At 62.9% G+C, this 11,539-nt stretch carries 12 protein-coding genes and 4 tRNA genes; 13 read left to right on the forward strand and 3 right to left on the reverse strand.

The genetic code is table 11. The features are described 5' to 3' along the window. Nucleotides 1-20: 20 nt before the first annotated feature. Complete coding sequence (locus AC1D75_RS08070) at nucleotides 21-1,031, forward strand: polyprenyl synthetase family protein (protein WP_495514756.1); 1,011 nt, start codon at nucleotides 21-23, stop codon at nucleotides 1,029-1,031. 138 nt (nucleotides 1,032-1,169) lie between these two features. Further along, a complete protein-coding gene (gene htpX / locus AC1D75_RS08075) occupies nucleotides 1,170-2,027 on the forward strand; it encodes a zinc metalloprotease HtpX (RefSeq protein WP_495514757.1) in 858 nt (285 codons plus the stop codon). Nucleotides 2,028-2,034: 7 nt separating this feature from the next. Here htpX and AC1D75_RS08080 read toward each other — a convergent pair whose 3' ends face one another. Further along, nucleotides 2,035-3,426, reverse strand: a complete 1,392-nt coding sequence (locus AC1D75_RS08080; RefSeq protein ID WP_495514758.1) for an MFS transporter — start codon at nucleotides 3,424-3,426, stop codon at nucleotides 2,035-2,037. Between the two features lie 130 nt (nucleotides 3,427-3,556). Here AC1D75_RS08080 and AC1D75_RS08085 point away from each other — a divergent pair, with 130 nt between their 5' ends. Further along, nucleotides 3,557-4,576 carry an Lrp/AsnC family transcriptional regulator gene (locus AC1D75_RS08085; RefSeq protein ID WP_495514759.1) on the forward strand — a complete coding sequence of 340 codons (1,020 nt, stop codon included), beginning with the start codon at nucleotides 3,557-3,559 and terminating at the stop codon, nucleotides 4,574-4,576. Between the two features lie 56 nt (nucleotides 4,577-4,632). Here the strand turns inward: AC1D75_RS08085 and AC1D75_RS08090 are convergent, their stop codons facing one another. Together AC1D75_RS08090 and AC1D75_RS08095 are read right to left on the reverse strand one after the other, a co-directional pair. Continuing rightward, complete coding sequence (locus AC1D75_RS08090; RefSeq protein WP_495516011.1) at nucleotides 4,633-5,532, reverse strand: LLM class flavin-dependent oxidoreductase; 900 nt, start codon at nucleotides 5,530-5,532, stop codon at nucleotides 4,633-4,635. Nucleotides 5,533-5,665: 133 nt separating this feature from the next. After that, on the reverse strand, nucleotides 5,666-6,157 hold the full coding sequence (locus AC1D75_RS08095; RefSeq protein WP_020107934.1) for a YajQ family cyclic di-GMP-binding protein: 492 nt from the start codon (nucleotides 6,155-6,157) through the stop codon (nucleotides 5,666-5,668). A 162-nt stretch (nucleotides 6,158-6,319) separates the two neighbouring features. Here AC1D75_RS08095 and AC1D75_RS08100 point away from each other — a divergent pair. The 10 genes from AC1D75_RS08100 (at nucleotide 6,320) to rplA (ending at nucleotide 11,499) form a co-directional block, all read left to right on the forward strand. Further along, nucleotides 6,320-6,400 (forward strand) — tRNA-Tyr (locus AC1D75_RS08100). Between the two features lie 159 nt (nucleotides 6,401-6,559). After that, a tRNA-Thr gene (locus AC1D75_RS08105) sits at nucleotides 6,560-6,632 on the forward strand. Between the two features lie 66 nt (nucleotides 6,633-6,698). After that, nucleotides 6,699-6,775: transfer RNA gene (locus tag AC1D75_RS08110), tRNA-Met, on the forward strand. Nucleotides 6,776-6,953: 178 nt separating this feature from the next. Then, a complete protein-coding gene (gene rpmG / locus AC1D75_RS08115) occupies nucleotides 6,954-7,121 on the forward strand; it encodes a 50S ribosomal protein L33 (RefSeq protein ID WP_028463290.1) in 168 nt (55 codons plus the stop codon). A gap of 162 nt (nucleotides 7,122-7,283) precedes the next feature. After that, nucleotides 7,284-8,369 (forward strand): fused (3R)-hydroxyacyl-ACP dehydratase subunits HadA/HadB, encoded by a 1,086-nt coding sequence (locus tag AC1D75_RS08120; protein ID WP_495514760.1) that lies wholly within the window; start codon nucleotides 7,284-7,286, stop codon nucleotides 8,367-8,369. Between the two features lie 215 nt (nucleotides 8,370-8,584). Continuing rightward, nucleotides 8,585-8,657, forward strand: a tRNA-Trp gene (locus AC1D75_RS08125). Nucleotides 8,658-8,766: 109 nt separating this feature from the next. Then, a complete protein-coding gene (gene secE, locus AC1D75_RS08130) occupies nucleotides 8,767-9,258 on the forward strand; it encodes a preprotein translocase subunit SecE (RefSeq protein WP_495514761.1) in 492 nt (163 codons plus the stop codon). A 43-nt stretch (nucleotides 9,259-9,301) separates the two neighbouring features. Continuing rightward, on the forward strand, nucleotides 9,302-10,159 hold the full coding sequence (gene nusG / locus AC1D75_RS08135; RefSeq protein ID WP_495514762.1) for a transcription termination/antitermination protein NusG: 858 nt from the start codon (nucleotides 9,302-9,304) through the stop codon (nucleotides 10,157-10,159). Nucleotides 10,160-10,263: 104 nt separating this feature from the next. Next, the gene (gene rplK, locus AC1D75_RS08140) at nucleotides 10,264-10,701 is read left to right on the forward strand and encodes a 50S ribosomal protein L11 (RefSeq protein WP_495514763.1); all 438 of its coding nucleotides are present in this window, start codon (nucleotides 10,264-10,266) and stop codon (nucleotides 10,699-10,701) included. Between the two features lie 84 nt (nucleotides 10,702-10,785). Further along, nucleotides 10,786-11,499 carry a 50S ribosomal protein L1 gene (gene rplA, locus AC1D75_RS08145; RefSeq protein WP_495514764.1) on the forward strand — a complete coding sequence of 238 codons (714 nt, stop codon included), beginning with the start codon at nucleotides 10,786-10,788 and terminating at the stop codon, nucleotides 11,497-11,499. The last annotated feature ends 40 nt before the right edge of the window (nucleotides 11,500-11,539 follow it).

Raw genomic sequence — 11,539 nt, forward strand, 5'->3', positions numbered from 1 at the left:
ATGACAGGAGCAGGTCAGGCGTGAAGACAACGTTCGCAGGTCTTGAAATGGGATCCGAGGCCTTTGCCACGGATGTGGGGCAGTCACTCGAGCGTGTCGAGGAGCTGTTGCTCAAGGAGCTGTCGTCCGGCGAGGACTTCCTGACCGAGGCCGCCACACATCTCGCGAAGGCCGGTGGCAAGCGGTTCCGACCGATCTTCGCCATCTTGTCGGCGCATTTCGGCCCCCAGCCGCACTCCGATGAGGTGATCACCTCGGCGACCGTTGTCGAGATGATCCACCTCGCGACGCTCTACCACGACGACGTGATGGATGAAGCCGAGCTGCGCCGCGGTGCGCTCAGTGCCAACAGCCGGTGGAGCAACAGCGTGGCCATCCTGGCAGGCGACTTCCTCTTCGCCAGGGCATCGCGACTGGTCTCGACCCTTGGCCCGCACGCGGTGCTGATCATCGCCGACACCTTCGCAGAGCTGGTCACCGGTCAGATGCGCGAAACCGTCGGCGCCCGCGGCAAGGTTGATCCGGTGGAGCACTACCTGCGGGTCGTGTGGGAAAAGACCGGGTCGTTGATCGCGGCCAGTGGCCGGTTCGGTGCCATGGCATCGGGCGCTGACACCGAACAGATCGAGCGGCTCTCGCGGCTCGGCGACGCGGTCGGTGTTGCCTTCCAGGTCTCCGACGACATCATCGACATCAGCTCGGCCGCCGATGACTCGGGCAAGAACCCGGGCACCGATCTGCGCGAGGGCGTGCACACCCTTCCGGTGCTCTACGCGCTGGCCGACCCGGCCGAGACCCGCCTGCGGGAGCTCGTGGTGGCCGCCGACGGCAGTAATCGCGCACTCACCACGGACGACGAGGTCGCAGAAGCCCTCAAGTTGCTCAACAAGTCCGAAGGTCTCGTGAAGGCCAGGGCAACGCTGAAGGGATACGCCGACGCCGCCTATGCGGAACTGGCCGAGCTTCCCGAAGGCGCCGCACACGACGCGATGAGCTCACTGGTTCGCTACACCATCGACCGTATCGGCTGACCTTCCACTCCACCCCGATCCTGTGCCCTTTTGGCGGAGCCCACCTGGGCTTTTGTTCGCCAAAAGGCCACATCATCGGGGAACCACACCGTGTGGTTCGTTCGTTGAACCTCCAGTGCAACAGAACAGGAGTGACCAATGGGCAGCCATGCCAACGGACTGAAGACGGCCCTGCTGCTGGGCCTCATGTCGGCCATCATCGTGGGGATCGGCGCGGCATTCCAGAGTCCGGCCATCCTGGTGGTGGCGATCATCTTGGCCGTCGGCGTCAACGGGTACGTGTACTTCAACAGCGCCAAGATGGCGCTGAAGTCCATGCATGCGCAGCCGGTCACCGAGGTCCAGGCGCCGGTGCTGTATCGCATCGTGCGGGAACTCGCGACCGTTGCCCGCCAGCCGATGCCGGCGCTGTACATCAGTCCCACCGAGGCGCCCAACGCTTTTGCGACCGGCCGTAACCCCAAGAATGCGGCAGTGTGCTGCACGTCTGGCATCCTTCAGATCCTCAACGAACGTGAGCTCAGAGCTGTTCTCGGACACGAACTCTCGCATGTCTACAACCGCGACATCCTGATCTCGTCCATCGCCGGTGCGATGGCCGCGGTGATCAGTGGTATCGCCAACTTCGCGTTCATCCTGGGAGGCAACCGCAACGGCGGGGCGAATCCCGTTGTGCTGCTGCTGATCGCCATTCTCGGTCCGATCGCGGCGACGGTGGTCAAGCTCGCGGTGTCGCGGTCTCGCGAATATCAGGCCGACGCCTCCGGAGCCGAATTGACCGGTGACCCTTTGGCATTGGCCTCGGCACTGCGCAAGATCTCCGGAGGCGTGCAGAAGGCACCGCTGCCGCCGAACCCGGAGATCGCTGCGCAGTCACACCTGATGATCGCCAATCCCTTCCGGGCCGGGGAGCGGATGAGCAAGATTTTCGCCACGCATCCGCCGATGGAGGATCGAATCCGCCGGCTCGAAGAGATGTCGCGCGGACACCGCTGACCGTTGCCTACACGCGGGCGGGCTCGGCGGTCGGCGCGCTGGTGCGTCCGCTCAACAGTGCGAACACCACGGCGCCACCGATGATCCCGACAATGCCCGCGACGGCGAAGGCGCTGTCCAGTCCGGACGTGAAGTTCGTCGAACTGTGATCGGTGTCGGAGCCGGTCACCGTCTGGAAGACCGACCCGAGGACCGCGATACCCAGCGCAAAGCCGAGTTGGCGGGCTGTGTTCACCGCGCCCGAGGCGACACCCGATTGCCGCGGCGGTACCGCAGCCAGTGCGGTGGCATTGAGTGCCGGTGACATCACACCCACGCCGATACCGATGATCAGCAGGCCGGGAGTTGCTGCATACCAATCCGACCCGGGTCCGATGAGCATCAGTGCCAGAGATCCGACACCGACGATGACAAGCCCGCCGCCGATGGTGATACGCGGGGACACATCATGCAGGAACTTCCCGCCGACACCGGCGACGAGGAACGCCATCACCGGCATGGGGAGAACGGCCAGTCCGTTGTTCAGCGGCGACAATCCGACTGTGCCCTGCATCCAGATCGCGATCAGCGGCAAGCTCGAGAACGCGGCGATGCTGATACCGAGGGCTCCGACCACGCTGCCGGTCAGGCCGCGGTGGGTGAACAGGCCGAGCGGCAACATCGGGGCTTCCTGCTTGCGCTCGACGAGCACAAAGGCGGCCAGCATCACCGCGCCCACCGCGAATGCGGCCAGGGTGACCGGTGCGGTCCAGCTGTCCTCGCCGCCATGGATGATCGCGTAGGTCAGTGATGCCGCGCCGACGCTGAATGTGAGCACGCCGGGGATGTCGAGTCTCAGGGCGCGGCGGTTGTCGGTCTTGAACGCGGTCGCCGCCAGCCACAGGGTGATCGCCGAGAGCGGCAGGTTGACAAAGAAGATCCACCGCCAGTCGAGCAGATCGGTGAGTAGGCCACCGAGGACGACCCCTACTCCGGCCGCGGCGCCGCTGACAGCGCCCCACGCTGCGAAGGCCGTTCCGCGGTCGCGCCCGGTGTAGGTGGCGTGCAGTAGGGCGAGGGTGGTCGCGAACATGGCGGCGCCGCCGATGCCCTGGACGCAACGGGCTGCGATCAACACGGCGACATTGGGCGCCAGTCCGCACGCCAGCGAAGCGAGCGCGAACACCGCGATACCGATGAGGTAGATCTTTTTGTGTCCGACACCGTCGGACAGGCTGCCGGCGGCGAGAACCAGCGCGGCAAGCACGAGTGCGTAGGAATCAAGCACCCATTGGAGTGCAGAGAAGCTGGTGTCGAGGTCTGACTGGATGTCGGGGAGGGCGATGTTGACGATGGTGATGTCGATCAGCAACATGAATGTGCCGAGACAGGCGGCGACGAGTGGTGTCCACTTGCGCATGGTCAGGTCCTTTCGATCGAGCCGTAGTTGTTGTCCCTGAGTGTGCGGACTCCCGCCGACAATCCAGCAAGCCTGACGTCGATAATCGAGATAACCTCCATTCCCATGGGACGATCTGGAGGAATCAGCGATGATCGATGACAACGACCGCAGAATCATCCATGCTCTCGGTTACGACATCCGGATGTCGTTCGCCAAGGTCGGTGCGGTGCTGGGCATGGCGGAGCAAACAGTCGCGCGGCGCTATCAGGCGATGGTGCGCGGTGGGGTCCTGCAATGCACCGCACTGATCGACTCCCTTGCGCTCGGTGTCAGTCAGAGCGTCCTGCGAATCACGCCGGTTCCGGGCAGCGGCGGCACGCTCGCAACGGCGCTCGGGCGGCATCCGGATATGAGCTGGGTGAACCTCACCAGTTCTCAGGTGATGGCGGTCCATCGCCCCAAGTCGACAGGGGAGCGCGATCAGATGGTCACCGATCTGCTTCCGAAAACGTCTCTGGTGCAGTCGATATCGTCGCACACCGTGGTTCGACGATATCCGCTCGTGGCCCGCATGCCGAGTTTCCCTGGCCTGTTCGAACCTGAACAACTCGAAGCATTGAAAGATGCTGCCGAGAACCGGTTTTCGGTCATCACGGAGCACGAGAGGGACGAAAGATCGCGTCGCGCAACGCTTCAGCTCGACGCTGATGATCACAAGATGGTGAGCATGCTGGAGCGCGACGCGCGAATGCCCTACGCGAAGATCGCGGACAACCTCGGGTGGACGCCCGCGCGGGCCGCGCATCGACTACGTGAACTCGTCGACAGTGGCGTGGTGTACCTCGATCTCGATGTATCGCTGCCGCAACTCGGGGTCAGCTTGGCGGCAATCATCTGGGGGAAGGTTCCGGTCAGCCAACTCGATGCCGCAGGCAGTGCTGTCGGGACGCTACCCGAGGTTCCCTTCGTCTGCGCCACCACCGGAACCACGAATCTGATGGCGTCGGCGCTGTGTCGCGACACCAGCCATCTCTACGAGGTGATGACGGCCGGGTTCGGAGGCGTCGCGGGTATCGATGACATCGAGGTGACCCCTGTCGTCCGCCAGATCAAACAGGCAAGGGCCTTCGTCAGCGCAGGCCGGGTGCAGCAGGTGGCGGTTCGTTGATCCAAAGGAACGCACGATTGCCGCAGGCCGCGTCTCCGCAAACGATTTCGGTCCGTTCAGGCCGGACGGTGCTGTAGCCGAAGATCTTTGACGATCTCCGCGACCCGATCGAGCTGCCCGATGTCGGAACTGGTTGGTATGAGGTGGATTTCGTCGGTGCCGATCGCCGCGAACTTCTCGAGCACGATGGCGAGTTCGGCGTCGGAGCCGGACCAACCCGTTGTGGGTGCAATCGCGTCCACGAACTCGGCCGGAATCCAGTTCATGTAGTGGCGCAGGTGCTGATGTATCTGGGCGCGAGCGGGTTCGGGGTCGCCGAGCGCGAACCAGAATGACGTGGCGAGGTGGGGTGGCTTCGCGCCGGCCTCTGACCATGCGGTGGAGGCGATCTCGAACAGCTCCCGCTGCTTGCCGACGTCGAGGTCCAGTGTGATGCCGGCCAATCCGTCGGCCCATGCGGCTGCGCTGCGCAGTGTCTTGGGTCCGATCGTCCCGACGAGCAGCGGGGGTCCGCCCTCTTGAATCGGCATGGGCCCGACCGGGAGCACCGAATCGGTCTGGCGCTGCCCGGCCCACACGCGTTTCATGACGTCGACGCGGTCGGCCATCTGCCGCATCGTCTGGGTTTTCGGATCAGCACCCACCGCCCGGTAATCCTCGTGTCGACCACCCACGCCGATACCGACGGTGAGCCTGCCGCCGCTGATGACATCTCCGGTGGCGAGTGCTTTCGCCAGCATCACCGGATCGTGCAATTGCGGCACGATCACGGTGGTCACCAGACGAACCCGCTCGGTCCACGCCGCCACCGCGCCCAGCAGCGTCAGGCTGTCGGGATTGTTGAAGGCGATCCGTTCACCCCAGCAGAGCGACGAAAACGGGCCTTCGTCGATTGCCCTCGCCCAGGATCTGAGCATTGCCGCATCAAGGTCCGGTTCCATCACCGGCATCGTCATTCCGACCTGCACGGGCCTGATTCTGCGGCATCGACCAACCGGGCGTCACCGAATTCGTCCCCCGGACCGGTCTCCGAGGGCAATTTGCCCTCGGCGGGCACTTCAGGGGGACGAATACGGGGGAGAGCCTGGGCTACCGGTAGTTCACGAACTGCAGGGCGATCTCGAAATCTTTGCCCTTGAGGAGGTTGATCACTTCTTGGAGGTCGTCGCGCTTCTTGCTCGACACCCGGAGTTCTTCGCCCTGGATCTGAGCCTTGACGCCCTTGGGGCCCTCGTCGCGGATGGCCTTGGTGATCTTCTTGGCCTTCTCCGAGTCGATGCCCTGGACCAGCGAACCGGTGATCTTGTACGTCTTGCCCGAGCCCACCACGTCGCCGGCGTCGAACGCCTTGAGCGAGATGTCCCGGCGGATGAGCTTCTCTTTGAACACCTCGAGCCCGGCCTGGGCCCGCTCCTCGGCATCGGAGGTGATCACGATGTTCTCTTCGCCGGACCACTCGATCGTGGTGTTGGTACCGCGGAAATCGTAACGCTGAGACAGCTCTTTGGCGGCCTGGTTGAGCGCGTTGTCGACTTCCTGGCGGTCGAGCTTGCTGACCACGTCGAAACTTGAATCTGCCATAACCGAGAAGGGTAGCCGGGTCCGCGACCGAAACGTTGCATCCCGGTCCAAAAGCTTCAGATCCGGTGCCGCTGAGCAGCGCATTTGTGAATCTGGGGGGTACCCAATGTAATGTTTCCCGCGTTGCTTTCCGATGGTCCAAAAGACAACGGAAAGTGGCACGGCAGGTTGCCCGAGCGGCCAAAGGGAGCGGATTGTAAATCCGCCGCGCAAGCTACATAGGTTCGAATCCTATACCTGCCACAGCGCCAGAAAAGCGGCCTCGAGCTGAGTTTTTTCAGTGAGAGGCCGTTTGGTGCGAAAGAGGGACGAACAGCGGATTTGGCACCAGCCGGGCGCGCTGTGTAATCTCGATGAGGCCCTGAAGCAAGGGTGCCGCAAGGCGCCGGAGCAAAGAGCCACGCCCCCTTAGCTCAGTCGGTAGAGCGTTTCCATGGTAAGGAAAAGGTCGACGGTTCGATTCCGTCAGGGGGCTCGCTGGACTCAGGATCGAGCGGTGGGACTGCTAGACGCCGCCCCGCCGTAGTCGATTCCGGGCCATGGCGGTGTAGCTCAGTTGGTTAGAGCGAACGACTCATAATCGTTAGGTCGCCGGTTCGAGTCCGGCCATCGCTACCAGGTCGCCTCCGGCAACGCGCTAGCAGGTCGCCTCCGGCAACGCGCTAGCAGTGCCGCTTGCGGCAATGCACCACCACTGCCGCCTGCGGCAACGCGCTAGCAGTATCGCTCCGGCGATGACCACCGAGTGTCTCCCCTCAAGGAGACACACCACACGATCCACCTGAAAGGCAATCCCGTGGCCTCCTCAACAGACGTGCGCCCCAAGATCACCTTGGCCTGCGAGGTTTGCAAACACCGCAACTACATCACCAAGAAGAATCGGCGTAACGACCCCGATCGCCTTGAGATCAAGAAGTTCTGCCCTAACTGCGGAACTCACCAGAACCACAAGGAATCGCGCTAGCCACCATCTGGTGGTCAGTCGCTGACTGCCTATTCGACCGGGGACGCGCCAGTGTTCCCGGTCTTTGGTGTTGAAGAAGAAAATGGCGCCGCGGCACCCCAGCTCTGATCGATGATCGCCCCGCCCGCGTCCAATGGATAGTTGAAAGATGAGGTCGGTCGAGTGACGAATGCGAGCGAAGCCAAGGTCGAGCAGCGCCTCGAACCGCTCGGGGACGGCGAAAAGCAGACCCCCGAACAGATCGCCGAGCACACGCAGAAGATGGTCGGCTTCAAGTACACCGTCGACGACTACTACGAGGTCGGACGCGAGAAGGTACGCGAACACGCCCGCGCCGTGCAGGACACCAACCCCGTGCACTGGAACGAGGAGAAGGCCCGCGAGATGGGTCACGACACCCTCGTGGCCGCTCCCACGTTCGTCTCGGTACTCGGCATCATCGCGCAGCGGCGCCTGTTCGAAGACGTTGTCACCGGCTACGACCTCTGGCAGATCATGCAGAGCGATCAGCGGCTGGTCTTCCATCAGCCGATCAGGGTCGGCGACCAGCTGGTGTGCGACGTCTCCCTCGAATCCTTCCGTCAGATGTCGGGAACCGACCTGATGGTCACCAAGAACGTCATCTGGAATCAGCGCAATGAACCGGTGATGACCACCTTCACCAGCCTGGCCGCACGCGCCGCGGTGGAGGCAGATCCGGCGCTGGTCGACAAACTCGAGCACGTGATGATGAAGGAACCCGCCGGTATCAACCCGGGCAAGACGGTCGAAGGGCCGTTCGCCCGGTATGACGACCCGGACCCCGTCATGTCGCCCCAGGCCTACGGTGCCGTCAACTTCGATGAGCTCACCGTCGGCCAGGAACTCCCGCCGCGGACCTTCAAGCTCACCCGTGGCAACCTGATCAACTATGCAGGGGTTGCCGGAGACCCGAACCCCATCCACTACAGTGATGAGGTCATCAAGGTCGCCGGCCTGGACGACGTCGTCGCCCATGGCATGCAATCGATGGGCCTTGGAGCAAGTTTCCTCGGCGAGTTCATCGGCGACCCGGCGGCAATCTGCGAGTACAACGTGCGCTTCACCAGCCCCGTGTACGTACCTGCAGACGACTACGCATCTGTCGATTTCACCGGCAAGGTGAAGTCGCTCGATCCGGAAACCCGGCGCGGGCAGATCTCGATGGTCGCAAAACAAGGTGAGCGCAAGATCTTCGGGCGCGCGCTCGCGACAGTGCAGTTCAACTGAATCTCTCGTACCGACCCGGGTAATCGACGGACAAAGCCCAGCTCACAGAGCTGGTTGGAGTTCGACCCACCTGGTGACGTACACTTCTAAAGTCTGAGATTTACTCAAACTTGCGCGCTGCCCTAAGGGTGGCGCGTTGGTTTTGTGTAGTCCAGACGCCGGGTCGACGAGGACTCGAGGGCCATCACGTGGTCAGCGAAGCCGAGACGACCCAAAGGGGCGTAGCTCAACTGGCAGAGCAGCGGTCTCCAAAACCGCAGGTTGCAGGTTCAAGTCCTGTCGCCCCTGCCCTTGGCGGTGTGTTTCACACACCGGAAGGGCAACCGATGTCAGTTGTTGTGTGGCAGGGCCCAGGCCCGGCACGCCAGCAACGGACTTCAGCCACGAGAGGATCAAGTTGAGCAAGCGCGACCGCGCCGAACGCGCCAAGAACGCGGCCGAGCCGACCGACGAGGTCGAGCTCGACGCCTCTGTGGACTCCGCAACGGATTCGGTGGAAGACGACGCCGCCAGCGGTGATACCGCAACGCAGGCGCGTCCTTCGGGCAAGCGTTCGCCGCGTGGCAAGCGACCAAACCTCGCGAAAAGCGACAGTGGCGATGACGACGATTCCACTTCGTCGGCCGTCACCACCAAAGACGCCGGCAAGGACAAGAAAAAGGACGGCGCGCGCAAGCGGGTCAAGCCGGAAGACAGCCGCAATCCGTTCATGCGGCTCTACGTGTTCCTGACGCAGGTTGTCAGTGAGCTCAAGAAAGTCATTTGGCCGACCCAGAAGCAGCTGATCCAGTACACGATCATCGTGCTGATCTTCGTGATCGTGATGGTTACGTTCATCTCTGCGCTGGACCTGGGCTTTGCCAAGGGAGTTTTGTGGTTGTTCGGGTAACCAACCCGAGCGACTGCTTCGAAGAAAGGGAGCGTGGGCTGCAGTGAGCACCCCCGAGAACGACGCTGAAATCAGCGAGACCGAAACCGACACCATCGATCAGGCGGCCGGTGATTCGGGCGCTGTTGACAGTGGCGTCTCCGACTCCGAACCGACCGACGAGGCCCCCGACACCGAGACCTCCGACAGCGACGACGACGCCGCCGAAGAGACCCTCGACGAGGCTGCCGACGCCGCAGAAGTTGTCGATGCCCCAGAAGTTGCCGAGCCCGAGGAAGAAGAAGACCCGGTCGAGGCACTGCGGAAGTCTCTCAAGAAGGCTGCCGGCGACTGGTACGTGATCCACTCCTACGCCGGTTACGAGAACAAGGTGAAAGCCAACCTCGAGACCCGCGTGCAGAACCTCGATGTCGGCGACTACATCTTCCAGGTCGAGGTTCCGACCGAAGAGGTCACCGAGATCAAGAACGGTCAGCCCAAGAAGGTCAACCGCAAGGTGCTGCCCGGCTACATCCTCGTTCGCATGGAACTCAACGACGAGTCGTGGGGCGCAGTGCGCAACACGCCCGGCGTCACCGGCTTCGTGGGACTGACCTCGCGTCCGTCCCCGTTGTCGATGGACGACGTCCTCAAGTTCCTGATGCCGCGCACCGAGCCCAAGAAGGCCTCGGCCAAATCGGGCGCCGAGGGTGGAGGAGACCTGGCCGCCGCAAGCGCGCCGGTCGTCGAGGTCGACTTCACGGTCGGCGAGTCGGTCACCGTCATGGACGGACCGTTTGCAACGCTGCCTGCGTCGATCAGCGAGGTCAACGCAGAGCAGCGCAAGGTGAAGGTGCTGGTTTCGATCTTCGGTCGTGAGACCCCGGTCGAGCTCGCCTTCAACCAGGTCGAAAAGATCTAGCAGGTCTTTTCCGGCCCAACAGACTTTCACGTCTCCAGCGGGCGTGAAACCGGGCTGAAGCAAGTCATCAGCCCAAGCGACATCAATCAGAAACAGGGAAAAGGATGCCCCCCAAGAAGAAGAAGAAGATCACCGGGATCATCAAGCTCCAGATCAACGCAGGCGCCGCCAACCCGGCACCGCCCGTGGGTCCGGCACTTGGTCAGCACGGTGTGAACATCATGGAGTTCTGCAAGGCGTACAACGCCGCGACAGAAAGCCAGCGCGGCAATGTCGTGCCTGTGGAGATCTTCGTCTACGAAGATCGGTCCTTTGACTTCAAGTTGAAGACCCCGCCGGCCGCGAAGCTGCTGCTCAAGGCTGCCGGTCTGCAGAAGGGCTCGGGAGAGCCGCACAAGACCAAGGTCGGCAAGGTCACCATGGATCAGGTCCGTGAGATCGCAAAGACCAAGCAGGAAGACCTCAACGCCAACGACGTTGAGCAGGCCGCGAAGATCATCGCCGGAACCGCCCGCTCCATGGGCATCACCGTCGAGGCCTGAGCTTCCAAACCCAAGTAATCGTGGCAGGGCCGGCTCGGTCCGCACCACCAAACCGCATGTGTTGCGGAGAAAGACAGAGCAAATATGAGCAGGAACAGCAAGGCATACAAGGCCGCAGCTGAAAAGGTCGACAAGTCCAAGCTCTACAGTCCGCTGGAGGCTGCAAAGCTGGCCAAGGAGACCTCTTCGACCAAGACCGACGCGACCGTTGAGGTTGCAGTTCGTCTCGGTGTCGACCCCCGTAAGGCCGACCAGATGGTGCGCGGCACCGTCAACCTTCCGCACGGCACCGGTAAGACCGCCCGTGTGATCGTTTTCGCCGCCGGCGACAAGGCCAATGAGGCCCTCGCTGCCGGAGCTGACGAGGTCGGCGCCGAGGACCTGATCGAGAAGATTCAGGGAGGCTGGCTCGACTTCGACGCCGCGATCGCCACCCCGGATCAGATGGCCAAGGTCGGCCGCATCGCCCGCATCCTCGGACCGCGTGGCCTGATGCCGAACCCGAAGACGGGCACCGTCACCACTGACGTGACCAAGGCCGTCAACGAGATCAAGGGCGGAAAGATCAACTTCCGTGTCGACAAGGCCTCGAACCTGCACTTCGTCATCGGCAAGGCTTCGTTCGACGAGAAGCAGCTGGCCGAGAACTACGGCGCTGCGCTGGACGAGATCCTGCGTGCGAAGCCGTCGGCGGCCAAGGGCCGGTACCTGAAGAAGGTCACCGTCTCGACCACCACCGGACCGGGCATCCCGGTGGATCCGTCGGTGAACCGCAATTACAACAACGAAGACGTCTGAGCACCCACGTCTGAACTGACATGAGGCCGGGACTCCCCAC

The sequence above is a fragment of the Williamsia sp. Y712 genome (genome assembly GCF_059445525.1).

Coding starts and splice junctions, on each gene's coding strand:
- htpX (WP_495514757.1), top strand. CDS start 1,170: ATGGGCAGCCATGCCAACGGACTGAAGACGGCCCTGCTGCTGGGCCTC.
- AC1D75_RS08080 (WP_495514758.1), bottom strand. CDS start 3,426: ATGCGCAAGTGGACACCACTCGTCGCCGCCTGTCTCGGCACATTCATG.
- AC1D75_RS08085 (WP_495514759.1), top strand. CDS start 3,557: ATGATCGATGACAACGACCGCAGAATCATCCATGCTCTCGGTTACGAC.
- AC1D75_RS08090 (WP_495516011.1), bottom strand. CDS start 5,532: ATGACGATGCCGGTGATGGAACCGGACCTTGATGCGGCAATGCTCAGA.
- AC1D75_RS08095 (WP_020107934.1), bottom strand. CDS start 6,157: ATGGCAGATTCAAGTTTCGACGTGGTCAGCAAGCTCGACCGCCAGGAA.
- rplK (WP_495514763.1), top strand. CDS start 10,264: ATGCCCCCCAAGAAGAAGAAGAAGATCACCGGGATCATCAAGCTCCAG.
- rplA (WP_495514764.1), top strand. CDS start 10,786: ATGAGCAGGAACAGCAAGGCATACAAGGCCGCAGCTGAAAAGGTCGAC.